The following is a 25,712-nucleotide window of genomic DNA, read 5'->3' as shown; positions in this document are numbered from 1 at the left end:
CGACGCACCGTCCTGGTTCACCGCCGAACCCCGCACCACCGCCAGCACCGGATGCCCGTTGCGCCGCGCGTCCGACAACCGCTCCAGCACCAGCACGCCGGCCCCCTCGGACAGGGCCGTGCCGTCCGCCGCGTCGGCGAACGACTTGGCGTGGCCGTCTGCGGCGAGGTTGCGCTGCCGGCTGAAGTCCACGAACGTGTCGACGGTCGACATCACGGACACCCCGCCGGCCAGCGCCAGGGTGCACTCGCCCTGCCGCAGTGCCTGCGCGGCCAGGTGCAGCGCCACCAGGGACGAGGAGCAGGCGGTGTCGACGGTGAGCGTCGGGCCCTCCAGACCGAGGGCGTAGGCGACGCGGCCGGAGGCGACGCTGCCGAGGCTGCCGTTGCCCAGGTAGTCGCGCACGGCCTCCGGGACGCGGCGCAGCCTGCTGCCGTAGTCGTGGTACATGACGCCGGCGAAGACGCCGGTGCGGGAGCCGCGCACGGAGTGCGGGTCGATGCCGGCCCGTTCCAGGGCCTCCCAGGAGGTCTCCAGCAGCAGCCGTTGCTGCGGGTCCATGGCCAGGGCCTCGCGCGGGCCGATGCCGAAGAAGTCGGGGTCGAACTCGGCGGCGTCGTAAAGGAAACCGCCGAATCGGGTCGAGGAGTGGCCGGCCTTGCCCGGCTCCGGGTCGTAGAGGTTCTCCAGGTCCCAGCCGCGGTCGGCGGGGAAAGCGCCGATGCCGTCACCGCCGTCGGCCAGCAGCCGCCACAGCTCCTCGGGGGTGGCGGCGCCGCCGGGGTAGCGGCAGGCCATGGCGACGACGGCGACCGGCTCGTCCGCCTCCCGCGCGGCCGTCTCGGGGGCCGCCTCGGCGTCGGCGCCGAACAGCTCCGTCCTCAGGTGGGCCACGAGCGCGCCCGCGTCGGGGTAGTCGAAGACCAGGGTGGCGGGCAGCCGCAGGCCGACCGCGGTGCCGAGGCGGTTGCGCAGTTCGACCGCGGTCAGCGAGTCGAAGCCCAACTCGCGGAACGAGCGGCGCGCGTCGAGCGTCATGTCGTCGCCGTGTCCGAGCACGGCGGCGACGTGGGTGCGGACCAGTTCCATCAGGGCGGCGTCGCGCTCGGCGGGGCCGAGGGCGGCCAGCCGGCCGGCGAACGACGCGGAGTCCGTGCCGGAGGCCGCGGCGCGGCGGGCGCGGGCGGGCACCAGGGAGCGCAGTACGGGCGGGACGTCCGTGGCACGGCGCAGCACGGCCGGGTCCAGGCCGACCGGGAGGAGCAGCGGCTCGTCGGCGGCGAGGGCGGCGTCCAGCAGGCGCAGGCCCTCGTCGGTGGCGAGGGGGCGGACGCCCGCGCGGGCCATCCGGTCCACGTCGGCGTCGGTGAGGTGGGCGGTCATTCCGGTGCGCTGGGCCCAGAAGCCCCAGGCCAGCGAGTGCGCGGGCAGGCCGTGGTGCCTGCGGTGGGCGGCCAGCGCGTCGAGGTAGGCGTTGGCGGCGGCGTAGCCGGACTGGCCGGCGCCGTCGATCGTGCCCGCGGCGGAGGAGAACAGCACGAACGCGGCGAGGTCGAGGTCGCGGGTCAGCTCGTGCAGGTGCCGGGCGGCGTCGGCCTTGGGGCGCAGTACGGCGTCCAGGCGCTCGGGCGTCTGGTCGGTCACCAGGCCGTCGTCGAGGACGCCGGCGAGGTGGACGACCGCGGTCAGCGGACGGTCGGCGGGGATGCCGGCGAGGAGCCGGGCCAGTTGGCCGCGGTCGGCGGCGTCGCAGCGGGCCACGACGATCTCCGCGTCCAGCCCGGTGAGGTCCTCGGCGGTGGTGCCGCCGCGTCCGGCCAGCACCAGCCGGCGTACGCCGTGTTCGGCGACCAGGTGCCGGGCGACCAGCGCGCCGAGCACGCCGGTGCCGCCGGTGATCAGCACGGTGCCGTCCGGGTCGAGGGCCGGTGCCTGTCCCGCCGGGGCGGTGCGGGCGAGCCGGGGCACGTGCGCGGTGCCGTCGCGCAGCGCGAGCTGGGGTTCACCGCTCGCCGCGGCGGCGGAGACGGCGGCGCCGGCATCGGGGGCGTCGGAGTCCACGAGCACGAACCGCCCGGGGTGCTCGCCCTGCGCGGCCCGGAGCAGGCCCCACACGGCGGCGCCCGCCAGATCGGTGACGTCCTCCGCCCCGACCGCCACGGCGCCCCGGGTGAGCACCACCAGCCGGGCGGCGGCGGTGCGTTCGTCGGCCAGCCACGCCTGTACGGCGGCCAGGGCCCGGCGGGTCGCCGGGCGGGGGTCGGGGCCGTCGCCGCCGGCCCGCAGCACCGCCCACGCGGGCACGGTGTCCAGCGCGGCCGGGTCCCCGTCGGCCAGGACGGTGTACTCGGGCGCGGGCGTGCCGGGTACGGGCAGGGCCGGCCAGTCCAGGCGGTAGAGGTCCTCGGGGCGGGTGCCGGCGGTGAGCGCGGCCGGGTCGACCGGCCGGGAGACGAGGGCCTCGACCTCGGCGACCGGGGCGCCGGTGGGGTCGGCCAGCTGGAGGGAGAGCGTCTCGCCGCCGTGCAGCCGGACCCGCAGTGCGGTGGCCCCGGCCGCGTACAGCGAGACGCCGCTCCAGGCGAACGGCAGCCGGGCGGTGTCCTGGCCGTCGGCGCGAGGGCCCTCGGCGCGGGAGCCGTCGGCGCCCGAGCCGTCGGCGCGCAGGCCGTCGGCGTGCAGGGCGGCGTCGAACAGGGCCGGGTGCAGGGCGAAACCCCCTGCCTCGACGGGCAGTTCGACCTCGGCGAAGGTCTCGTCGCCGCGCCGCCAGACCGTGCGCAGCCCCTGGAAGGCGGGCCCGTAGTCGTAGCCGAGGGCGGCGAGGCGGCCGTAGGCGTCGTCGGCTGGCACGGGCTCGGCGCCCCGGGGCGGCCAGACCGTGAGGTCGAAGGCGGGCGCGGTGGTCTGCGGCGCCAGCAGACCGGTGGCGTGCCGCGTCCAGGCGGTGTCGTCGGCGCCCTCGGGACGGGAGTGCACGGTCAGCGCGCGGTGCCCGGTGCCGTCGGCGGCGGCCACGTGCAACTGGAGCTGGACGGCGCCCCGTTCGGGCAGCGTCAGCGGGGCCTGGAGGGTGAGTTCGGCGAGGTGCCCGCAGCCGAGGTCGTGGCCGGCGCCGAGGGCCAGCTCGACCAGGGCGGTGCCGGGCAGCAGGGTGGTGCCGGACACGGCGTGGTCCGCGAGCCAGGGGGTGCCCGCGGTGGAGAGCCGGCCGGTGAACAGGGTGCCGCCCTCGGCGACCGGGACGGCGGCCCCGAGCAGCGGGTGGCCGGTGGTCCCCAGTCCGGCGGCGGTCACGTCGCCGGTGCCGGCGGACCGGCCGAGCCAGTACCGCTCGCGCTGGAAGGCGTACGTGGGCAGGTCCGCGGTGCGCACCGGCAGGCCGTCGAAGACGGGCGACCAGTCGACCGGTAGGCCGGCGGCGAACGCCTCGCCGAGGGCGGCCAGGACCCGCTCGGTGCCGCCGTCGTCGCGGCGCAGCGAGCCCAGGCCGGTGACGTCGGCGCCGGCGGCGTCGGCCGTCTCCTCGATGCTGTGCAGCAGCACGGGGTGCGGACTGCACTCCACGAAGACGCCGTACCCGGCGTCGAGGAGGGTGCGGGTGGCCGGCTCGAACAGCACGCTCTGCCGCAGGTTGGTGTACCAGTAGCCGGCGTCCAGGCCGGTGGTGTCGAGCCGGGCGCCGGTGACGGTGGAGTAGAACGGCACCTCGGCGGGCCGGGCCCGCACGCCCGCCAGGTCGGCGAGCAGCCGCTCGCGGATCGACTCGACGTGGGCGCTGTGCGAGGCGTAGTCCACCGGGAGCCGCTTGGCGCGGTCGCCGCCGGCCACGATGGTCTCGCGGAGTTCGTCGAGGGCGTCGGCGTCGCCGGACAGCACCACGGAGGAGGCGCCGTTGACGGCGGCCACCGAGATGCGGCCGTCGTAGCGGGCGAGGAGGTCGCGGACCCGGGCCTCGGGCAGGGCCACCGACATCATGCCGCCGAGTCCGGAGAGTTCGCGGGCGATGGCGCGGCTGCGCAGCGCGACGACGCGGGCGCCGTCGTCGAGGGAGAGCGCGCCGGCCACGCAGGCGGCGGCGATCTCGCCCTGGGAGTGGCCGATGACGGCGGCGGGCCGGACACCGTGGGCGCGCCACACCTCGGCGAGCGACACCATGATCGCCCACAGCACGGGCTGGACGACGTCGACCCGCTCCAGCGGCTGCCGGGCCCGCACGGTCTCCAGGAGGCCGAAGTCGGTGACGGGGGCCAGGGCCGCGTCGCAGTCGGCCATGCGCGCGGCGAAGACGGGCGAGGTGTCGAGCAGGTCGGCGGCCATGCCGGCCCACTGGGAGCCCTGGCCGGGGAAGACGAACGCGATCCGGGACTCCCCCGCGGCGCTGCCGCGCACCACGTTCGGCGCGGCGCCGCCCTCGGCCAGGGCGGTCAGGCCGGCGGTGAGGGCGGGCAGGCCGGCGCCGGTGACGACGGCCCGCTCGTCGAGCGCGGCCCGTCCGGTGGCGAGGGTGTGGGCGATGTCGGGGACGGGGTCGGTGGTGGTGGTGAGGTGGTCGAGGAGGCGGCGGGCCTGGGCGGCGAGGCCCGCTTCGCCCTTGCCGGAGAGCACCAGCGGGAGCGGGCTGGTCCAGGAGGGCTCGGCCGTCCGTGCCCCGGGCTCGGGGGCGGCCTCCAGGATGACGTGGGCGTTGGTGCCGCTGATGCCGAAGGAGGAGACGGCGGCGCGGCGGGGCTCGCCGTCGCCGGGCCAGTCGCGGGCCTCGGTGAGCAGTTCGACGGCGCCCTCCGTCCAGTCGACCTGGGAGGTGGGCCGTTCGGCGTGCAGGGTCCTGGGCAGCCGGCCGTGCCGCATGGCGAGCACCATCTTGATGACGCCGGCGACACCGGCGGCGGCCTGGGTGTGCCCGATGTTGGACTTCACCGAACCGAGCCAGAGGGGTTCGTCGCGGTCCTGGCCGTAGGTGGCGAGCAGGGCCTGCGCCTCGATCGGGTCGCCCAGCGGGGTGCCGGTGCCGTGCGCCTCGACGGCGTGCACCTGGCGGGGCTCCAGGCGGGCGGCGGCCAGGGCGGCGCGGATGACGCGCTGCTGGGAGGGGCCGTTGGGGGCGGTCAGGCCGTTGGAGGCGCCGTCCTGGTTGACGGCGGAGCCGCGCACCACGGCCAGCACGGGGTGGCCGTTGCGGCGGGCGTCGCTGAGCCGTTCCAGCAGGAGCAGGCCGGCGCCCTCGCCCCAGCCGGTGCCGTCGGCGCCCTCGGCGAAGGACTTGCAGCGGCCGTCCAGGGCGAGGCCCCGCTGGCGGGAGAAGTCGATGAAGGTGTCGGGGGTGGACATCACCGTGACACCGCCGGCGAGGGCGAGGCCGCACTCTCCGGTGCGCAGGGCCTGCACGGCGAGGTGGAGGGCGACGAGCGAGGAGGAGCAGGCGGTGTCGACGGTGACGGCGGGCCCCTCCAGGCCGAGGATGTAGGAGACGCGGCCGGAGGCGACGCTGCCGAGGTTGCCGTTGCCGAGGTAGCCCTCGACGCCTTCCGGCACCTCGGTGAGCCAACTGCCGTAGTCGTGGTACATGACGCCCGCGTAGATGCCGGTGCGGCTGCCCTTGAGGGTGTGCGGATCGATCCCGGCGCGTTCGAACGCCTCCCAGGCGGTCTCCAGCAGCAGCCGTTGCTGCGGGTCCATGGCGAGGGCCTCGCGCGGGCTGATGCCGAAGAAGCCGGGGTCGAACTCGGCCGCGTCGTAGAGGAAGCCGCCCTCGCGCACATGGGTCCTGCCGGGGGCGTCGGGGTCGGGGTCGTAGATGTCCTCGACGTCCCAGCCGCGGTCCGCGGGGAAGTCGCCCACGGCGTCCGTGCCGGAGTCGACCAGTCGCCACAGCTGTTCGGGGGTCCGGACGCCGCCGGGGTAGCGGCAGCTCATGGCGACGATCGCGACGGGCTCCTGCGCCGCCTCGGTGACCTGGTCGTATCGCTGGCGCAGCCGCTCGTTCTCGAGCATTGACTCGCGCAGCGCCTCGACGATCTGCTCGACGGATGTGTCCACGGTCGGTGTCGCTCCCTGCTGGCTCGGCGGCGCTGGTGAGGCGGTGGCTGGTGGGGCGGTGCGGGTGGCCCGGTGCCGGACGCGGCGCGTCGCCGGTCACCGGGGCGGGGTCACTTGGTGCCGCTGCGGTCGAGCGCGGCGCGTACCAGGTCGGCCACGGCCATGGACTTGATGTCCAGGCCCCGGTCGGCGGTGGCCGTGGCGGGCGCCGGCTCCGACAGCTTCAGCAGGCTGTCGAGGAGGCCGGCGTCCCGGATGCGGGCGACGGGGATGCGGGAGAGCACGGCCCGCAGTTCGTCGTCGTCGCCGGGCGGGGCGGCGGCGGGCTCGTGGGGCGCGGGCTCCGGGAGGAGCCGTTCCAGGAGGTGGCCGGCGAGGGCGGCCGGGGTGGCGTAGTCGAAGATCAGCGTGGACGGCAGGCGCAGTCCGCTGACCGCGTTCAGCCGGTTGCGCAGCTCCACGGCGGCGAGCGAGTCGAAGCCCAGCTCGGTGAAGGCGCGGCGCGGTTCGACGGCGGCGGGTCCGGCGTGGCCGAGGACGGCGGCGACCTCGGTGCGCACCGCTTCCAGGACGGTGTGCTCGTGGTCGGCGGCGGGGAGCCCGGCCAGCCGCTCGCCCAGGGTGCGGGCGTGGTCGTCGCGGGCCGCGCGGGCGGTGACGCCGGCCAGGGTGCGCAGTACGGCCGGCACGTCGTCGCCGCGGCGGCGCAGGGCCGCGGTGTCGAGCCGTACCGGGACCAGGGCGGGGCTGCCCGAGGCCACGGCGGCGTCGAACAGGTCCAGCGCCTCGTCCGGGTCGAGCGCGCCGATGCCGGAGCGTTCGATGCGCTGGACCGCGGCCGGGTCGAGTGCGGCGCCCATGCCGCCGCCGGACCACAGGCCCCAGGCGAGGGAGGTGGCGGGCAGGCCGCGGGCGGCGCGGTGGGCGGCCAGCGCGTCGAGGAAGACGTTGGCGGCGGCGTAGTTGCCCTGGCCGGAGGCGTCGAGGGTGCCGGCGGCCGAGGAGAACAGCACGAAGTGGGACAGCTCGCGGCCGAGGGTGAGTTCGTGCAGGTGCCAGGCGGCGTCCGCCTTGGGCCGCAGCACGGTGTCCAGCCGGGCGGGGGTGAGCGAGCCGAGCAGGCCGTCGTCGAGGACGCCGGCGGTGTGCACGACGCTGTCGACGGGGTGGGCGGTGAGCAGGGCGGCGAGCGCGGCGCGGTCGGCGACGTCGCAGGCGACGATCTCGGCCTCGGCGCCCAGGGCGGCGAGGTCCGCGCGCAGCCGGTCGGCGCCGGGCGCCGCGGGGCCGCGGCGGCTGGTGAGCACCAGGCGGGTGACACCGTGCCGGGTGACCAGGTGCCGGGCGACCAGGGCGCCGAGTCCGCCGGTGCCGCCGGTGACGAGGACGGTGCCCCACGGGCGGTCCGTCCCCGGGGCGTTCTCGGCGCGGACCAGGCGGGGGGCGTGCGCCCGGCCGTCCCGCCACCGGACCTCCGGCTCGCCGGAGTCGAGGAGGGCGGCCAGGGCGGCCCGGTCCGGTACGGGGCCGTCGGTGGTCCGCGCGACCAGGAGGATGCGGCCGGGGTCCTCGGCCTGCGCGGCCCGCACCAGTCCGTGCACCGCGGTGTCGGCGAGGGTGGTGCCGGTGAGCACCACGAGGCGCGCGTCGGCGTGGCGGTCGTCGGCCGACCAGGCCCGCAGGGTCTCCAGGGTGTGGCCGAGGGCGGTCCGTACGGCGTCGGGCACCGTACCGGCGCGCGGCGCGGCGACCGGCAGGATCAGCACGTCGGGCACGGGGGTGCCGAGCGTGTCCGGGCGGGCGCGCAGGGGGGCGCCGAGGCCGAGGTCGTCGTCGCCGAGGACCGCCCAGGTGCGGCGGTCCGGGCGGCCCGCGGCCTCGGGCAGCGGTTCGTCGGCGAGGGTGTACAGGTGGCGTCGCCTGCGGGGGGCGAGCCGGTCGGCGGTGACCGGGCGGGTGACGTAGGACGCGACGGTGGCGAGGGGGCGGCCCTCGGTGTCCGTCAGCTCGATGCGGGTGCCGTCGGCGCCGGGGGTGACGCGGACGCGGGCGGTGCGGGACGCCTGGCCGTGCAGGGCGACACCGGTCCAGGCGAAGGGCAGGGCGATGCCCTCGGGCGGCTCGCCGGGCGCACCGTCCGCCAGCGACGTGACGTGCAGGGCGGAGTCCAGCAGCGCCGGGTGCAGGGCGTGCCGGGCGGCGTCCCGCGTCACGGTGTCGGGCAGTTCCAGCTCGGCGAGCAGGGTGTCGCCGTCCCGCCAGGCGGCCCGGACGCCGCGGAAGACGGGGCCGTAGTCGTAGCCCTCGGTGTGCAGGCGCGGGTAGAGGCCGGTGACGTCGAGCGGGGTGGCGCCGGGCGGCGGCCAGCTGCCGGGCGCGGGCGGCGGGGGCGCGGTCGCGGGTCCGGTGAGGGTGCCGGTGGCGTGCCGTGTCCAGCCCTCGTCGGCGGGAGCCTGCTCGGACCGCGAGTGGATCTCGACGGTGCCGTCGGGGCCGGCGGCGACCTGGAGGCGTACGGCGGTGTCGGCGGGCAGCACCAGCGGGGCCTGGAGGGTCAGTTCCTCCAGGACGGGGCGGCCGGCCAGGCGTCCGGCGTGCAGGGCGAGGTCGACCAGCGCGGCGCCGGGCACCAGGACCGTGCCGAGCACGGCGTGTTCGGCGAGGACGGGGTGGGTGGCGGTGGAGATCCGGCCGGTGAGCAGCAGTCCGGCGTCACCGGGCAGGTCCAGGCGGGCGCTGACCAGCGGGTGGCCGGCGGCGGCGAGCCCGTGCCCGGCGGCGTCGCCGGCGGTGACGGCGGGGGTCGGGAGCCAGTACCGGCGGTGCTCGAAGGCGTAGGTGGGCAGCTCGACGCGGTTTCCGGCGTACGTCCCGTACAGCACCGCCCAGTCGACGTCCCGGCCGCGGGTGTGGACGGCGGCCAGGGCGGCGAGCAGGCCGGGCAGCTGGGCGGTGTCCTTGCGGGCGGTGGGGACGAAGGCGGTGTCCGCGGCGTCCGGCAGGCAGTCGGGGCCGAGCGCGGTGAGCACGGGGGCGGCGCCGAGTTCGAGGAAGGTGTCGGCGCCCTTCGCGGCCAGGGTCGCGACCGCGTCGGCGAAGCGCACGGTCTCCCGGACGTGCCGGACCCAGTAGCCGGCGGAGCCGAGTTCGGCGGCGGTGGCCGGGGCGCCGGTGAGGGTGGAGACGATCGGCAGGGCCGGTTCCGCCGCCCGGATGCCCCGCATGACCTCGCCGAACTCCTCCAGCATGGGCTCCATGCGGGGCGAGTGGAAGGCGTGCGAGACGCGCAGCCTGCGGGCGCCGGGGAAGTGCGCGGCGACCTCGGTGACGGCGTCCTCGTCACCGGAGACGACCACGGCGCGGGGGCCGTTGACGGCGGCGATGGCGCACCGCCGCCCGTCCAGCAGCGGTGCCACCTCCGCCTCCGGCGCCGGTACGGCGATCATCGCGCCGCCCTCGGGCAGCGCCTCCATGAGCCGGCCGCGGGCGGCGACGGCGGTGACGGCGTCCTGGAGCGACCAGACGCCGGCGACGTGCGCGGCGGCGAACTCGCCGACGGAGTGGCCGGCCAGCCAGTCGGGGCGCAGCCCGAAGGACTCCAGCAGCCGGTAGAGGGCGACCTGGGTGGTGAACAGGGCGGCCTGGGTGTAGGCGGTCCGCTGAAGGGTCTCGGCGTCGTCGCCGAGGACGACCTCGGCGAGGGGCCGCTCCAGGTGCTTGTCGAAGAGGGCGGCGGCGCGGTCGAAGTGCTCGGCGTAGACGGGGAAGGCGTCGTACCAGTCGCGGCCCATGCCGGGGCGCTGGGCGCCCTGCCCGGAGAACAGGTAGGCGAGGGTGCCGTCGGTGGCGGAGCCGGTGACGAGCAGTCCGGGGGCCTCGGTGCCGTGGGCCAGAGCGTCCAGCGCGGCGGCGGTGTGGTCGTCGCCGGTGGCGAGGAGTACGGCACGGTGGGGGTGGGTGCCGCGGGTGGTGGCGAGGGCCAGGCCGAGGTCGGCGGGGGCGGCGCCGGTCAGTTCCCGCAGCCGCCGGGCCTGGCCGCGCAGTGCCTCGGGCGAGCGTGCGGAGACCGGGAGGGCGAGCACCGGCGGGGCGGTGGCTGGGTCGGCCGGCGCGGGCGCGGGCTCGGTGGACTCCTCCAGGATGACGTGGGCGTTGGTGCCGCTGATGCCGAAGGAGGACACCCCGGCGCGGCGCGGCCGGCCCGGCGCCGGCCATGGGCGCCGCTCGGTGAGCAGCGCCACGGCGCCGGCGCTCCAGTCGACCTGGTGGGACGGCGCGTCGACGTGCAGGGTCCTGGGCAGCACCCCGTTGCGCATCGCCATGACCATCTTGATGACTCCGGCGACGCCGGCCGCGGCCTGGGTGTGCCCCATGTTGGACTTGACCGAGCCGAGCCAGAGGGGCTCCTCGCGGTCTTGGCCGTAGGTGGCGAGCAGGGCCTGTGCCTCGATCGGGTCGCCCAGTGTCGTCCCGGTGCCGTGCGCCTCGACGGCGTCCACGTCGGCGGGGGTGAGTGAGGCGGCGGCCAGGGCGGCGCGGATGACGCGCTGCTGGGAGGGGCCGTTGGGGGCGGTCAGGCCGTTGGAGGCGCCGTCGGAGTTGACGGCGGAGCCGCGGACGACGGCGAGCACCCGGTGGCCGTTGCGGCGGGCGTCGGAGAGGCGTTCGACGACGACCACGCCGACGCCCTCGCCCCAGCCGGTGCCGTCGGCCGCGGCGGCGAAGGACTTGCAGCGGCCGTCGGCGGCCAGCCCGCGCTGCCGGGCGAAGTCGATGAACGTGTCCGGGGTGGACATGACGGTGACGCCGCCGACGAGGGCGAGGTCGCACTCGCCCTGGCGCAGCGCCTGGGCGGCCAGGTGCAGGGTGACCAGCGAGGAGGAGCAGGCGGTGTCGACGGTGACGGCCGGGCCCTCCAGGCCGAGGGCGTAGGCGACGCGGCCGGAGACGACGCTGCCGAGGCTGCCGTTGCCGAGGTAGGCGGCGAGGTCGTCGGGGACGTCGGCGAGCCATGTGCCGTAGTCGTGGTACATGACGCCCGCGAAGACGCCGGTGCGGGAGCCGCGCAGTCGGTGCGGGTCGATCGCGGAGCGCTCCAGCGCCTCCCAGGACACCTCCAGCAGCAGCCGCTGCTGCGGGTCCATGGCGGTGGCCTCGCGCGGGCTGATGCCGAAGAAGCCGGGGTCGAACTCGGCCGCGTCGTACAGGAAGGCGCCCTCGCGGGTGTAGGTGCGGCCGGGGGTGCCCGGTTCGGGGTCGTACAGCGCCTCGGTGTCCCAGCCGCGGTCCGCCGGGAAGCCGCCGACCGCGTCGACGCCGTCGGCGACGAGCCGCCAGAGGTCCTCCGGGGAGCGGACGCCGCCGGGGTAGCGGCAGCTCATGCCGACGATGACGACCGGGTCTTCGTCGGCCGTGCCGCGGGCGGCCACGGTGGTGGTGTCCCGCTCGCCGGTGCCGAAGAGGGTGTCGCCAAGGAGGCCGGCGAGGGCGTGCGAGGTGGGGTGGTCGAAGACGAGGGTGGCGGGCAGCCGCAGCCCGGTGGCGGTGCCCAGGCGGTTGCGCAGTTCGACGGCGGCGAGCGAGTCGAAGCCGAGGTCGGTGAAGGCCCGGCCGGGGTCGATGGCGGACGGCCCGTCGTGCCGCAGCACGGCCGCCACCTCGGTGCGGACCAGGTCGAGCAGGGCGCGGTCGCGGTCGGCGGCGGGCAGCGCGGCCAGTTCTCCGCCGGCCGCGGGCCGGGGGGCGGAGTGCGCGGTGGCGCGGCGGGTGGCCGGGCGCACCAGGGCGGTGAGCAGCGGCGGGACGCCGTCGGGGCGGCGGCGTACGGCGGCGGCGTCGATCTCCACGGGGACCAGGCGGGGTGCCCGGGAGCGGACGGCGGCGTCGAAGAGTTCCAGGGAGCGTTCGGCGGACAGGCCGGGGATGCCCTGGCCGGCGATGCGTGCGCGGGCCGCCTCGTCCAGGGCGGCGCCCATGCCGCTGTCGGTGGCCCACAGGCCCCAGGCGAGTGAGGTGGCGGGCAGGCCGAGGCCGGCGCGGTGTTCGGCGAGGGCGTCGAGGTAGGCGTTGGCGGCGGCGTAGTTGCCCTGGCCGGGGCCGTCGAGGACGGCGGCGAGGGAGGAGAACAGCACGAAGCGGGCGAGGCCGCGGTCCCGGGTCAGTTCGTGCAGGTGCCAGGCGCCCAGGGCCTTGGCGTGGAAGACCTCGTCCACCATGTCGTCGGTGAGGGTGTCCACGATGCCGTCGCGGACGGTGCCCGCCGCGTGGACGACGGAGTCGACGGGGTGGGCGTCGAGGAGCCGGCCGAGTGCCTCGCGGTCGCCGGCGTCGCAGGCGGTGACGGTGACCTCGGCGCCGAGGGCGGTGAGTTCGGCGTGCAGCGCGGGTGCGCTGCCGCGGCGGCCGGTGAGCACCAGGCGGCGTACGCCGTGCGCGCGGACCAGGTGCCGGGCGAGCAGCGCGCCGAGGCCGCCGGTGCCTCCGGTGACGAGGACGGTGCCCCAGTCGGGGGCGGGTTCGCCGCCGGTGCCGGGCGCGGTGGTCAGCCGGGGTACGTCGAACCGGCCGTCGGCGAGGGAGACCTCGGGTTCGCCGGTGGCGAGGATCTGCCGCAGGTCGGCGTCGCCGGGCAGTGCGTCGTGCTCGACGAGGACGTACCGGCCGGGGTTCTCGGCCTGGGCGGAGCGGACCAGGCCGCGGACGGCCGCGTGGGCGGCGCTGGCGGGCGGGGTGACGACGACGAGCCGGGTGGCGGCGAGGCGCTCGTCCGCCTGCCAGGTGCGCAGCAGCCGCAGGACGTGGTGGACATGGCCGCGCGCGGCGGTGGCGCCGGCGTCGGCCGGGCCGGGGACGCGGTGGACGACGGCGTCCGGGGCGGGGCCGTCGAGCAGGGCGTCGAGGCCGTCGGCCGGGTCGTCCAGGACGGCGGTGCCGAGGGGTGCGGTGGTCGCCGGCCGGGGGTGCGGCGACCACCGCACGGTGTGGAGGACGTCGCCCGCCGGTACGGGGCGGGAGGTGAGGCCCTCGATGTCGGCGACCGGGGCGCCGGTGGCGTCGGTGAGGCGCAGCGCGAGGGTGTCGCCGCCGGTGCGGGTGATCCGCACGCGGAGCGCGGACGCGCCGGTGGCGTGCAGGGTGACGCCGGTCCAGGCGAAGGGGACCAGTACGTCGGCGCGGGGCGGGGTGTCGAGGTCGGCGGCGTGCAGCGCGGCGTCGAGCAGGGCCGGGTGCAGGACGAAGGCGTCCGCGTCGGCGGCGGTCTCCTCGTCCAGGGCGACCTCGGCGTAGACGTCGTCGCCGTGCCGCCAGGCGGCGCGCAGCCCCTGGAAGGCGGGTCCGTAGCCGTAGCCCTGGCCGGCCAGGTCGGCGTAGACGTTCGTGGTGTCCAGCGGCCGGGCGTCCGGCGGCGGCCACGCGGCCGGAGCGGCCGGGGCGCCGGGGGCGGGCGGCGCGGTGGTGGTGAGGACGCCGGAGGCGTGCCGGGTCCAGGGGGCCGTGTCGTCGGCGCGGCTGTGGACCGTGACGGCGCGGCGCCCCGAGTCGTCGGGTTCGGCCACGGCGACCTGTACGGCGATGTCCTCGTCGGTGCGCAGCACGAGCGGGGCGCCGAGGGTCAGCTCCTCCAGGCCGGCCGCGCCGACGTGGTCGCCGGCGCGCAGCGCGAGTTCGACGAAGGCGGTGCCGGGGAAGAGGACCCGGCCGGCGATGACGTGGTCGGCGAGCCAGGGCTGGGCGCGGGTGGAGAGCCGTCCGGTCAGGACGACGCCCTCGGCGCCGACCGCGACCACGGCCGCGAGCAGCGGGTGGCTGGCGGGGAGCTGGCCGAGCCCGGTGGCGCCCTGGGCGGTGCTCTGCGCCAGCCAGAACCGGCGCCGCTGGAAGGGGTAGTGGGGCACGTCGACGCGCCGGCCGCCGAGCCCGGCGAAGTGCCGCCGCCAGTCGACGGGGACGCCCCGGGCGTGCGCGGCGGCGAGGGCGGCGAGGGCCTCGCGGGCCTCGGGCCGCTCGCGCCGCAGCACCGGCAGGAAGGCGGTGCCGGGTGTGTCGGTGCAGTCCGGGCCCATGGCGGACAGCACCGCGTCGGGGCCGACCTCCAGGAAGGTGCGCACCCCGGTGTCGGCGAGCGCGCGGACGGCGTCGTGGAAGCGGACCCGGGCGCGGACGTGTTCGACCCAGTACTCGGGGTCGCACAGCTCGCCGGTGACGGGGCCGCCGGTGACGGTGGAGACGACCGGCAGCCTCGGTTCGGCGTAGTCCAGCACGTGTGCGATCCGGCGGAACTCGGCCAGCATCGGTTCCATCAGCGGCGAGTGGAAGGCGTGGCTGACCCGCAGGCGTTTGGTGTCGTGGCCGCGGGCGGCGAGTGCGGCGGCGATGCGCTCCACGTCGGCGGCGTCGCCGGAGACCACGACGGCGGACGGTCCGTTGACGGCGGCGATGCCGGTGCGCGGGGTGAGCAGCGGCGCCACCTCGTCCTCGGCGGCGCGTACGGCGACCATGGCACCGCCCTCGGGCAGCGCCTGCATCAGCCGGCCGCGGGCGGCGACCAGGATCGTCGCGTCCTGGAGGGTGAGGACGCCGGCGGCGTGGGCGGCGGCGATCTCGCCGACGGAGTGCCCGGCGAGCTGGTCGGGGGTGAGGCCCCAGCTCTCCAGCAGGCGGTGGAGGGCGACCTCCACGGCGAACAGGGCGGGCTGGGCGTACTCGGTGCGGTGCAGCAGCGCGGCCTCGGGGGTGCCGGGCTCGGCGAACAGGATCCCGGTGAGCGGGAGGTCGAGCTGGAGGTCGAAGTGGGCGCAGACGTCGGCCAGGGCGTCGGCGAACACGGGGTGGGCGGCGGCGAGTTCGCGGCCCATGCCGGCCCGCTGGCTGCCCTGGCCGGTGAACAGGAAGGCGAGTTCGCCGTCGGCGCGCGCGGTGAGCGGGGTGCTGCCGGAGGCCAGGCCCTCGAGGGCGGTGCGCAGTTCGGCGCGGTCGGCGGCGACGAGGACGGCCCGGTCGTGCAGGGCGGCCCGGGTGGTGGCCAGCGAGTGGGCGAGGTCGAGCGGGTCGGCCGTGTCCACCAGGGGCAGCAGGTCGGCGGCGCGGGCCCGCAGGGCGGCCTCGCCGCGGGCGGACAGGGCGAAGGGCAGCGGTGTCCCGGCGGGGCGGGCCGGGCGGGCGTCGGCGGTGTGCGGCGCCGCCGCGTCCGCGGGCGGTTCGCCGGCCCCGGCGTCCCCGGTGTCTTCGGGGGCCGGCTGCTCCAGGATGACGTGCGCGTTGGTGCCGCTGACCCCGAACGACGACACGCCCGCCCGGCGTACCCGGCCGGTCTCGGGCCAGTCCCGCTGCTCGGTGACGAGTTCCACGGCGCCCGAGGACCAGTCGACGTGCGGGGTGGGGGCGTCGACGTGCAGGGTCGCCGGTATCCGTCCGTGCCGCATGGCGAGGATCGCCTTGATCATGCCGGCGGCGCCGGCCGCGGCCTGGGTGTGCCCGAGGTTGGACTTGACGGAGCCGAGCAGCAGCGGGGCGTCCGCGGGGCGGCTTCGGCCGTAGGTGGCGAGCAGCGCGGTGGCCTCGATGGGGTCGCCGAGCCGGGTGCCGGTGCCGTGTGCCTCGACCATGTCGACGTCGGCGGCGGTGAGGCCGGCGTCGGCCAGCGCCCGGCGGATCAGCCGCTGCTGGGAGGTGCCGTTGGGCGCGGTCAGGCCGTTGGAGGCGCCGTCCTGGTTGACGGCGGAGCCGCGCACCAGGGCGAGGACGCGGTGGCCGTTGCGGCGGGCGTCGCTCAGCCGCTCCAGGACCAGTACGCCGACGCCCTCGGCGAACCCGGTGCCGTCCGCCGCGGCGGCGAACGCCTTGCAGCGGCCGTCGGGGGCCAGGCCCCGCTGCCGGCTGAAGGCGGTGAAGACTCCGGGGCCGCCCATGACGGCCACCCCGCCGGCCAGGGCGAGCGAGGTCTCGCCCTGCCGCAGTGAGCGGCACGCCAGGTGGACGGCGACCAGGGAGCCGGAGCAGGCGGTGTCGACGGTGACCGCGGGGCCCTCGGCGCCCAGTACGTAGGCGACGCGGCCGGAGATGACGCTGCCCGCGTTCCCGGCCAGCAGGTAGGCGTCGAGGCCGTCCGGGGCGTCGTGCAGGCGCGGTCCGTACTCCTGGATCTCGGCGCCGAAGAACATCCCGGCCGGGGTGCCGCGCAGCGTGGTGGGGTCGATGCCGGCGTCCTCCAGGGCCTGCCAGGAGGTCTCCAGGACGAGCCGCTGCTGCGGGTCCGTGCCGAGGGCCTCGCGCGGGCTGATGCCGAAGAAGTCGGCGTCGAACTCGGTGGCGGTGTCGAGGAAGCCGCCGCTGCGGACGTAGGTGCTGCCGGGCACCTCCGGGTCCTCGTGGTACAGGGCGTCCAGGTCCCAGCCGCGGTCCCGGGGGAAGTCGCAGAGGACCTCGCCGCCGTCGGTGAGCAGCCGCCACAGGTCGGCGGGCGAGGAGACGCCGCCGGGGAAGCGGCAGCCGATGCCGACGACGGCCACGGGCTCGTCGGCGGTGCCGTCACCGGCCGGCTCGGGGTGGTCGCCGGCCGTGCCGTGGACCTCGGCGAGCAGCCGGGCGGTCAGGTCGTGGACGGTCGGGCAGTCGTAGGCGAGGGCGACCGGCAGGGCGAGGCCGGTGCGTCTCGTCAGCCGCCGGTGCAGGTCGACCGCGGCGAGCGAGTCGAGTCCCTGCGCGGCGAAGGGGGCGGCCGGGTCGAGGAAGTCCACGGTGCCCGGCCGGGCCGCCTCGATCGCCTCGGTCACGGCGGTGCGGACCAGTTCGGTCACCAGCCTGCGGTGCTGGGACGGTACGGCCGTGGCGAGCCGTCGTGCCAGCGCTGAGTCGTGTCCGGGCCCGTTCATCCACGCATCTCCACTTTCGGCCGACACCGGTTTTCCTCACCTTTTTTCCACACCGTAGTGACGGCCTTCGAAAGGCCACACCCTTAAGGACCCCTAGGGGTGCGCGGATTCACTGGGCCGCGTGTCCCCGGGAGGTGGCCGGTCGTGGGAACGGCGCACGAAGGACAGGGATTCGAGCAGTTCCGCGCTGGTGACGGAGCGGGCCGGGGTCACGTCGGCGATGCCGTTCAGCGGCATCTTCCCGATGTCGGCCCAGGCCAGCCGGCCGTCCGCGGCGATGTAACTCCGGCTGGATCCGGCATTGTCCGGATGCAGACAGTAGGGGACGTCCAGAAGGCCCTCGGCGAACGCGGTCAGCAGGGCCGCGCCGAGGTCGTCGTCCAGCTCCAGCACCGCTTCGACCAGCGCCGACGCCTCGGCGTAGGTCTGGGTGCCGGTGGCGTCCAGCGGGGTGCGGGCGGTCCGCTCGGCGACCGCCGCCGCGTGTTCGAGGGCGGCGACGTTCTCCGCCACGGTCGGAATGCGGCGGGATTCCGCGACGGTTTTCACGATGAGCCGTTCGGAGCCGCTGGAGACGGCGAGTTCGGCCGCTTTCCCGAGCAACCGGTAGGCGCCTTCCTCCGTTTCCGGATACAGCCCCATGTAGGCGTAGACGACGACGTGCCATTCGGTGTCCGGCAGGAACCGCGCGCACAGGGCGCGCAACGCGGCGACCGCTTCGGCGTCCTGGCGCGGGTGGGTCTGCTGGGCGTAACTCACCGAAATGCTGCGGATGCCGTGCCGGTGGAAGAAGAGCGCCTCCAGCACGCTGACGGCGACGAGCAGGCCGGGCGGGCAGAGCTGGCCGAGGACGCAGCCGCCGAAGGTCTCCAGGTGCGGTTCGGCATTGGGGCCGCGCAGCCCGGCGAGGAGTTCGCAGGAGGCGGTCCAGTGGGCGACGGACGCGCGCAGCGGGACCCGGCCGTAGGGCAGGCAGTAGGAGACCGGCCCGCCTTCGGAGGCGTCGAGCCCGACGGCGGTCAGCGCCCGGAAGATGTCCAGCGGAGCGGCCGAGCCGTGCCGGACCTGGACCGGGAAGCCGGGCCCGTGGATGCCGTCGAGCACGTCCAGCGTGGTGGCCGGCGCGTGGCTGACGATCGGGTAGCCGTTGAGGGCCACCCCCTCCAGGACGGCCAGCTTGGCCGACTCCAGGTCGCCGACCCGGGTGTAGCTGTCCAGGGTGATGGTGCCGACGGTGGTCGCCCGGGCGTCGCGGGTGGCGAGCAGCCCGGCCCGCATCCGCTCCGGGCTGCTCATCCCCATCCGGGGCTGGACCACGAGCCGGCCGGCGTCGTGAGCCCGGCGCACGAACGCGCCGAACCCGACGCCGGTCACACCAGGGCCCGCTGCGGCAGCGCGTCGAGCAGCCGCCGGAACGCGGCGACGCCCTCGGCGCTGTCGTCGAACACCGCGTCGAAGCCGGCGGCGCGCAGCGCGGCCGTCTCCGTGTCGCCGCAGGGTCCGGCGATGCCGAGCTTGCCGCCGATGACGGCGGGCACCGCGGCGAGTGCGGGGTGTTCGCGCAGCCGGGTGACGGTGCGCATGCCGTCGTGGTAGCCGTGGCCGTTGACGCTGCTGACCACGATGAGGGCGGGACGGTGGGCGACGGCCTCGGCGATGAGGAGGTCCTCGGGGACGCACGGGCCGAGGTTGACCACGCGGTGCCCGTGCTCCTCCAGGAGGAGCTGGAGGTAGACCAGGTTCCAGGTGTGGGAGTCGGAGATGCCGCCGGCCACGAGGACGGGCCGGCCACCGGGGGCGGGGGTGCTCGGGAAGGGGCTCATCACAGGGCCTGTCCGTGTTCGTAGGTGCGGATGTGCTCGATGCGGGAGACGGAGACGAGGTCGTCGCCGCGTACGACGATCTCGGCGGGGGCGGGCCTGCCGAGGAACATCAGCAGGCTGGCCGTGGGGCCGTAGGCGCCGGCGTTGGGGACGGTGAGCAGGGCGCCCGGTGCCAGCCCGGGCAGCGGGACGCCGCGACCGAGCAGGTCGCCCGGGGTGCACAGCGGTCCGGCGAGGTGGGCGGGGGTGCCGTCGGCGCCCAGGGACTCGTGCGGCTCGACGGAGACGGGCAGGATGCGGCCGAGCCCGGACATGCCGCCGAAGGTGTTGATGCCGGCGTCGAGCACGAGGTAGCGGGTGTCGCGGCTGTCCTTGACGTTGACCACGGAGGTGAGCAGGGTGCCGCTGTCGGCGACCAGGTAGCGGCCGGACTCGCAGGCGATGCGCGGGGCGCCGGAGCGCCAGCCGGGGAAGTGCTCGTCCAGCGTTCCGGCGAGGGCGTCGCGCAGCTCGTCGTAGACGGGCCGCTCGCCCTGCACGGCGTAGGGGGCGGCGAACCCGCCGCCGATGTCGACGAGGCGGAACGTGACGCCGAGGGCCTGCTGGAGGGCGGCGGCGGTGGCGATGGTGTGCCGGAACTCGGCGATGAGGCTCGCCTCGTCCTTGGCGTTGCTCAGCGGGAAGAAGTGCAGTCCGGCGATCCGGGTGCCGGGGACCTCGCGCAGCTCGGCGGCGAGGCCGGGCAGGGTCTCGCTGTCGAAGCCGAACTGGGAGGGCACGCCGGTCATACGGATGCTGGTGGCGGCGGCGCCGGTGGCGTTGTTGACGCGGAGCAGGCAGTCGGCGGTCAGGCCCAGCGCGCGGGCCGCCTCGCCGACGCGGGCCAGGTCGCCGGGTGACTCGGTGGAGAACAGCCGGACGCCGCGGGTCAGCGCCTCGGTCAGCTCCTCGGTGGTCTTGCCGGGTCCGGTGTAGAGGATCTCCGCGCCGGGGAAGCCGGCCTGGAGGACGGCGTAGAGTTCGCCGACCGAGCTGATCTCGGCGCGGCAGCCGCGGGCGCCGCCGGAGCGCAGCTCGCGCAGCAGCTCGGGGTGCGGGTTGGCCTTGGCGGCGTAGAACACCTCGATCCCGTCGGGCAGCGTGGCGAACAGGTCGTCGCGGGCCGCCGCCACCCGGTCCAGGTCGTAGAGGTAGGACGGGGTGCCGAAGCGCTCGGCGAGCCGGGTCGGGCCGGTCACGGGGTGGTTCCTTCCAGGAGGCGGGCGAGCTGCTTGCGGTCGTGCTTGCCGTGCGCGGTCAGCGGCAGCTCGGCCACGACGCGGCTCACGCCGGGCACCTTGGCGGGCTCCAGCCGCAGGGACAGTTCCTTCAGCAGGGCATGCGGGTCGATGTCGCCCTCGGCGAAGACCGCGAGGGCGCGGCCGTCGGCGGGCGGCAGGACGGCGGCGGCGCGGACGCCGGGCACGTCGGTGGCGGCGGCCTCGATCTCGGTGGTGCTCATGCGCACGCCCTTGTGCTTGAACATGTCGTCGCGGCGGCCCTCGTAGTACAGGAAGCCGTCCTCGTCCACATGGCCGAAGTCGCCGGTGTGCAGGCGCAGTCCGCCGTCGGGGGCGGGGCGGAAGGCGCGGGCGGTCTGTTCCGGCGCGCGCCAGTAGCCGGGCATGACGTGCGGTCCCTCGACCACGATCTCGCCGGTCTCCCAGGGCGGCAGCGCGTTGCCCGCGTCGTCCACGACGAAGGCGCGGGTGCCGGGCAGCGGGCGGCCCACCGAGTCCGGTTTGGCGTCCTGGAAGGCGGGCGGCAGCACCGAGACGCGCTTGCACTCGGTCTGTCCGAACTGGATGACCACCTCGGCGCCGGGGAAGGCCGTGCGCAGCCCGTCGGCGGTCGGCTTGGGCAGCGCGGCCCCGGTGTTGGTGAACATGCGCACCCGGGACTCCCGGCTCGGCTCGCGTTCGGCGAGGGCGCAGATCATGGTGGCCAGGGACGGCACGATGGGGACGACGGTGGCGCCGGTCTCCCGGATGCGGCGCAGCAGCACCAGGTCGGACTCGCCGTCGGCGAGCACGATCTCGCTGCGGCCGGCGGCGGTGAGCAGCACCTTGTACAGGCCGTAGTCCCAGGAGATCGGGAAGCGGCAGAACACCACGTCGTCGGGGCGGTAGCCGAGTTCCAGGTTGATGGCCTCGGTGGCGAAGACCATCCGGCCGTGCGGGCAGACCACCGCCTTGGGTGCGGCGGTGGAACCGGAGGTGTAGACGAGGACGGCGATGTCGTCGGGGCCGACCGGGGCCGCGTCGGCGGATGCCCGCCGGCCGGCCGGGGCACCGATCTCCCGCCACGCCTCGCCGAGTCCGAGGACGGGGACGTCGCCGGCGAGGGCGGCGATCCGCCGCACGGCGGGGTCGGTGACGACGACCAGTGACGGCTCGGCGTTCTCCATGACCGCCCGCAGGTGGTAGTCCTTCATGCCGGTGTTGACGGGGACCAGGACGGCGCCCCGGCGCGCGGTGCCGTACAGCAGCGCGACCAGTTCCCGGGTGCTGGGCAGCTGGACGAGGACCCGGTCGCCGTGGCCGATGCCGCGCGCCCGGAGCCAGGCGTCGACGGCGTGGCTGTGGGCGGCGAGTTCCCGGTACGTCCAGCGGCCCGTGCCGTCGGTGACCGCCGGGGCGTCGGGGCGTTCGGCCGTGGCCTCGTCCAGCAGGTCGTGCACCCGGGCGTCGGTCCGGGCCGGCACTGTCGGTTGACCGTTCACTGCGACTCCTGCCGCCTTTCGTGTGTGCCCCCGGCCCCGGCGTACTGCCGCATGGCCGTGGCCCGGGAGGCGAGCTTCCTGCGATCGGTCTTGCGGTTGGCGTTGAGCGGGAGCGCGTCCAGGTGGTGGTAGGCGCGCGGGACGACCGCGGCCGGCAGCAGCTCCCGCAGATGGCGGGCGAGCCTGGCGGGTGGCACGGGCACGCCGGTGTGGAAGACGGCGAGTTCCACGGTGCCGTCCACCGGCACCGCCACGGTCACGGCGTCCTCGACGCCCGGGCAGGTGCGGGCGGCGGCGTCCACCTCGGCCAGTTCCATCCGGATGCCGTGCACCTGGACCTGGGCGTCCTGGCGTCCGAGGTAGAGCCAGCCGCCGTCGCCGGCGCGCCGGACGCGGTCGCCGGTGCGGTAGAAGCGGTGTCCGGCGTGGACCAGGAACCGTCCGGTGTCGTCGGCCGGGTCGAGGTAGCCGGGGGTCAGCTGGGGCCCGGCGACGCACAGTTCGCCCTCGTCCCCGGCGGTGGGCGTGCCGTCGGCGTCCAGCAGCAGCGTCTCGTGGCCGGGGTGGACGGCGCCGATGGGCACCATGTCGTTCAGGTACCGGCCCGGTGTCCAGCGGTGCGTGGTGATGGTGATGGTCAGCTCGGTCGGTCCGTACAGGTTCTCCAGCGCGGCGCCCGGCGCCGCGGCGGCCCAGTCCTCGGCGTCCTTGCAGCTGAGCGCCTCCCCCGCGAAGAAGCTCCAGCGCAGCGACGGCAGTGCGCCCGGCACGAGCCCGCCGGTGCGGCGCACCAGGGTGATCGCGCTGGGCGTGGAGAACCACACGGTCGTGCCCTGTTCGGCCAGGAACTCCGGCAGGCGCGCGTAGGCCCGCGGCGGCACGGGGACGACGGCGGCGCCGGCGCCCCAGGCGCAGAACAGGTCGAACATCGCGCAGTCGAAGTTGAGGTCGAAGGTCTGCGAGAAGACGTCGTGCGGACCGAAGTCGTAGCGCTCGTCCAGCAGCCGGAAGTAGTGCGCGGTGTTGGCGTGGGTGACGGGCACGCCCTTGGGCCGTCCGGTGGAGCCGGAGGTGAACAGCACGTAGGCGGTGTCGGAGGGCCGGGCGGGCATGGCGGCCTTGAGGGCGCTGTCCGGGTCGAGGGCGAGCGCCGGCATCGGCTGCCCGCCGGGGGCGTACAGCGTCGGCAGGGTGACCCCGGCCGCGTGCAGGGCGGTCAGGGCGGGCAGGGCGTCGTCGTCGGCGAGCAGCGCCCCGACCCCGGCGGCCTCGATCATCTGCCGGGTGCGGGCGGCGGGGAAGGCGGGCTGGAGCGGTACGACGGTGACGCCGCTGTACAGCCCGGCCAGCAGGGTGGCGTACGCCGTGGGCCCCTTGCCGGCCATGACCCCCACGGCGGGCGGCGGCTCGGGGAGTCCGGCGAGCAGCGAGCCGGCCCGCAGCAGGGCCTGTTCGTGCAGGGCGCGGTAGGTGAGGTCGACGCCGTCGGCGCGCAGCGCGGGCCGGTCCGGGGCGAGGGCCAGGCCGCGCGCGAACCGGCCGGACAGCGTGCCGTCCATGGTGGGGTCCACGGTGGCCGTCCCGTCAGCTCGCGGTGCTCTGGAGCATGCCCCGCACGGTGTCCCACAGCACGCCGGCGGTGCGGAAGGTGTCCATGGTCAGCGCGCTGTCGCGGAAGCGGACCCGGTAGTCCTCCTCCAGCGTGCCGAGGAGCTGGACCGTGCCGAGGGAGTCCAGGCCGAGGTCCTTCAGGTCGGACTCCGGCGTCAGCTCCTCCTGCGGCGGCAGGAACGGCAGGAAGGGGCGGAGTATCTGTTCGAACCGGTCGTCCCACATGGGGGCCTCCATCGAGTCGGGCGGGGTCAGGCGGCGCGCGAACGGCGCCGGGGGGTCATCGCCAGCCGCGGCTGCGCGGCGACGACGTCGAAGGTGCGGGTGGTGCGGGGCACCCGGCCGAAGAGGTTGTCGGGTCCGGCGACGCACAGGCGGCGGACGCCGGCCTCCTCCAGGGCGGTGGTGACGCTCGGCCAGTTCATCGGGTGGTCGAAGCCGTCGAGCAGCATGGTGCGCAGTTCCTCGCCGGTGTGCAGCAGCCGGCCGTCCTGGTCGGCGACGACGGGAGTCGCGGGGTCGGCGAAGGAGTAGCGGGACACCACCTCGCGTTCGGCCTTGTCGCGCAGCGGGCGGAAGGCGGAGGCGTGCATGGGCGGCCGCATGGTGTACAGCGGGAGGCTGCCGATGGCGCGCAGCCGCCGCTCCATCCAGGGGACGCGGTGCTCGGGGAGGGACACCATGAGGAAGCCGTCGTCGATGTGGCAGGAGATCTCGTGCCACTCCCCCGCCTCGTCGAGTTCGGCGAGGAGGGCGTCGAGGCCGTCGCGGGGGGCGCGGACGAAGGACAGGGTGACGATGTCCCGGTGCTCCTCGGCGAAGTACTCCTCCAGACAGCGGGCGATCTCCGCGGTCAGCCGGATCGCGTCGGGCAGCGGGAGGGCGCCGGTGTAGGCGAGGACCGCCTTCTCGCCGAAGCTGGGGCCGGCGACGATGCCGGGCTCCACGCCGAGGTGGTCGCGGGCCCAGTGGGCGCAGGCCAGGCAGTTGACGAGGAAGGCGACCTGGGCGGCCTCCGAGTAGTCGCCCGGGGAGGTGCGGAAGGCGTCCACGAGGGAGTAGCCGAGCGCCTCGTCGGCGACGGCGACCAGCTCCCGGGCCGCGGGGTTGGCCACCATGAACCGGCCCACCTCGGCGAACGGGACGGGTCCCATGCCGGGGAAGACGAGAGCGGTGTCGTGTGCCATGGCGGGGTTCCCTTCCACCGGTCTTCGCGCGTCACAGGCTCTTGAGGAAGTCGGTCAGCACCGCGCGGAACCGCTCCGGTTCCTCCAGGTGCGGCAGGTGGCTGGAGTCCTCGAAGATCTCCCAGCGGGCCCCGGGGATCTCGTCGTGGTAGGGCTGGACGACGGCCGGGGTGGCCTCGTCGTGGCGGCCGCTGATCAGCAGGGTCGGGGTGCGGACGCGGTGCAGTTCGCCGACGATCGACCAGTCCTTCAGGGTGCCGATGACATGGAACTCGTTGGGGCCGTTCATCGCGTAGTAGACGGTCGGGTCGTTGTAGATCTCCATGAAGGAGGAGAGGAAGTCCTTGGGCCAGGGCGTCACCCGGCACACGTGCCGGTCGTAGAAGACGCGCATCGCGGCCAGGTACTCCTCGCTGTCGTACGTGCCGGCGGCCTCGTGCCGGAGCAGGGCCGCCGCGGTGTCCGGCGGCAGCTCGGCGCGGAGCCGGGCCATCTCCTTCAGCCAGATCGGGTACGAGGCGGGCGCGTTGGCGACGACCAGGCCGCGCAGGCCGGGCGGGGCGCCCATGGCGTGCCGGGCGCACAGCGGGCCGCCCCAGGACTGGCCGAACAGCACGTAGTCGTCGGCGATGCCCAACCGGTCGACGAGGTTGGCCAGTTCGTCCTCGAAGAGGCCGACCGTCCAGAACTCGGCCCCCTTGCCGGGCAGATGGGTCGAGCCGCCGTTGCCGAGCTGGTCGTAGTGGACGACGGGCCAGCCGTCGTCGGCGAGCCGGGCGAGCGGCAGCAGGTAGTCGTGGGTGCTGCCGGGGCCGCCGTGCACGACGACGACGGCCGGCCGTCCCGCGCCGAGCTCACCGGTCACCCGGTACCAGGTCCGGTACTCCCCGAAGGGGACGGTGCCCTTCGCGCTGGCTTCCGGGGACACGCTGATCACCTCTGCTCGGCTGCGGGACGCGGTGGCGGCCGGGAGGGAAAGGGGCGCCGACCGGGACCGGAGAGCGGGGGCTCGGGGCGCTCCGCACATCTGCCGTGGTCCGCTGCCGACGCTAACCGGCCCCGCGCCGCCACCAGACCCCTAGCCGCCCCTAGGCGATGCGCGGGCGACAGGGGGCACCCCACAGACCCCGCGCCCCACCAAAAGCCCCCCACGCGAGGCGAGTGGACGGCACGGACGGGGGTGCGGAGCGGCGGCCGGTACGGGGCGCGCGCCCGCCGGAAGCCGCCCGCCCGAGGCCGGCAGCCGGCACGACGGGCAATGCGGCGGCGAACCCGGAGCACGTGCCCACCAGGGCGGAGCGCGCCCCCGCGAAGCCGGAAGGCGGGACGGGCAGGCGTGCGGGACGCGGCGGACCCGGGGTGGTATCGGAGGGGACTGCGGGCGGGGCCGGGCGCGCCCCGGTGGGACACAGGGCGAAGT

General features: G+C 76.1%; 10 protein-coding genes. All 10 read right to left on the bottom strand.

The window, feature by feature from the left end; genetic code table 11:
- The coding region (locus tag IF37_RS0128435; protein WP_030748576.1) for a type I polyketide synthase at positions 1-6,039 on the bottom strand (6,039 nt) is incomplete at its 3' end.
- A 110-nt stretch (positions 6,040-6,149) separates the two neighbouring features.
- The gene (locus IF37_RS0128430) at positions 6,150-16,910 is read right to left on the bottom strand and encodes a type I polyketide synthase (protein ID WP_030748573.1); all 10,761 of its coding nucleotides are present in this window, start codon (positions 16,908-16,910) and stop codon (positions 6,150-6,152) included.
- 93 nt (positions 16,911-17,003) lie between these two features.
- On the bottom strand, positions 17,004-18,284 hold the full coding sequence (locus IF37_RS0128425; RefSeq protein ID WP_030748570.1) for a methylaspartate mutase: 1,281 nt from the start codon (positions 18,282-18,284) through the stop codon (positions 17,004-17,006).
- Positions 18,281-18,733: a cobalamin B12-binding domain-containing protein gene (locus IF37_RS0128420; protein WP_030748568.1), complete on the bottom strand. Its 453-nt coding sequence runs from the start codon at positions 18,731-18,733 to the stop codon at positions 18,281-18,283. The genes IF37_RS0128425 and IF37_RS0128420 overlap by 4 nt, the downstream gene beginning before the upstream one ends.
- The gene (locus IF37_RS0128415) at positions 18,733-19,971 is read right to left on the bottom strand and encodes a decarboxylase (protein WP_030748565.1); all 1,239 of its coding nucleotides are present in this window, start codon (positions 19,969-19,971) and stop codon (positions 18,733-18,735) included. Before IF37_RS0128415 ends, IF37_RS0128420 begins: the two co-directional genes overlap by 1 nt.
- Positions 19,968-21,494 carry a class I adenylate-forming enzyme family protein gene (locus tag IF37_RS0128410; RefSeq protein WP_030748562.1) on the bottom strand — a complete coding sequence of 509 codons (1,527 nt, stop codon included), beginning with the start codon at positions 21,492-21,494 and terminating at the stop codon, positions 19,968-19,970. Before IF37_RS0128410 ends, IF37_RS0128415 begins: the two co-directional genes overlap by 4 nt.
- On the bottom strand, positions 21,491-23,053 hold the full coding sequence (locus IF37_RS0128405) for an AMP-binding protein (RefSeq protein WP_030748559.1): 1,563 nt from the start codon (positions 23,051-23,053) through the stop codon (positions 21,491-21,493). Before IF37_RS0128405 ends, IF37_RS0128410 begins: the two co-directional genes overlap by 4 nt.
- Before the next feature lie 25 nt (positions 23,054-23,078).
- The gene (locus IF37_RS0128400; RefSeq protein ID WP_030748556.1) at positions 23,079-23,330 is read right to left on the bottom strand and encodes a phosphopantetheine-binding protein; all 252 of its coding nucleotides are present in this window, start codon (positions 23,328-23,330) and stop codon (positions 23,079-23,081) included.
- Between the two features lie 26 nt (positions 23,331-23,356).
- A complete protein-coding gene (locus tag IF37_RS0128395) occupies positions 23,357-24,292 on the bottom strand; it encodes an ACP S-malonyltransferase (RefSeq protein ID WP_030748553.1) in 936 nt (311 codons plus the stop codon).
- Positions 24,293-24,323: 31 nt separating this feature from the next.
- Entirely contained in the window at positions 24,324-25,220 is an 897-nt protein-coding gene (locus IF37_RS0128390) for a proline iminopeptidase-family hydrolase (protein ID WP_030748550.1), read from the bottom strand.
- Between the last annotated feature and the right edge of the window lie 492 nt (positions 25,221-25,712).

Source organism: Streptomyces sp. NRRL S-31, assembly GCF_000718775.1.
Classification (GTDB): Bacteria; Actinomycetota; Actinomycetes; order Streptomycetales; family Streptomycetaceae; genus Streptomyces.
This window is presented reverse-complemented; position numbering and strand designations above follow the sequence as displayed.

Bases quoted from the DNA above. Each gene is read 5' to 3' on its own strand.
- IF37_RS0128430 (WP_030748573.1), bottom strand. From the start codon at position 16,910: ATGAACGGGCCCGGACACGACTCAGCGCTGGCACGACGGCTCGCCACG.
- IF37_RS0128420 (WP_030748568.1), bottom strand. From the start codon at position 18,733: ATGAGCCCCTTCCCGAGCACCCCCGCCCCCGGTGGCCGGCCCGTCCTC.
- IF37_RS0128405 (WP_030748559.1), bottom strand. From the start codon at position 23,053: ATGGACGGCACGCTGTCCGGCCGGTTCGCGCGCGGCCTGGCCCTCGCC.
- IF37_RS0128400 (WP_030748556.1), bottom strand. From the start codon at position 23,330: ATGTGGGACGACCGGTTCGAACAGATACTCCGCCCCTTCCTGCCGTTC.
- IF37_RS0128395 (WP_030748553.1), bottom strand. From the start codon at position 24,292: ATGGCACACGACACCGCTCTCGTCTTCCCCGGCATGGGACCCGTCCCG.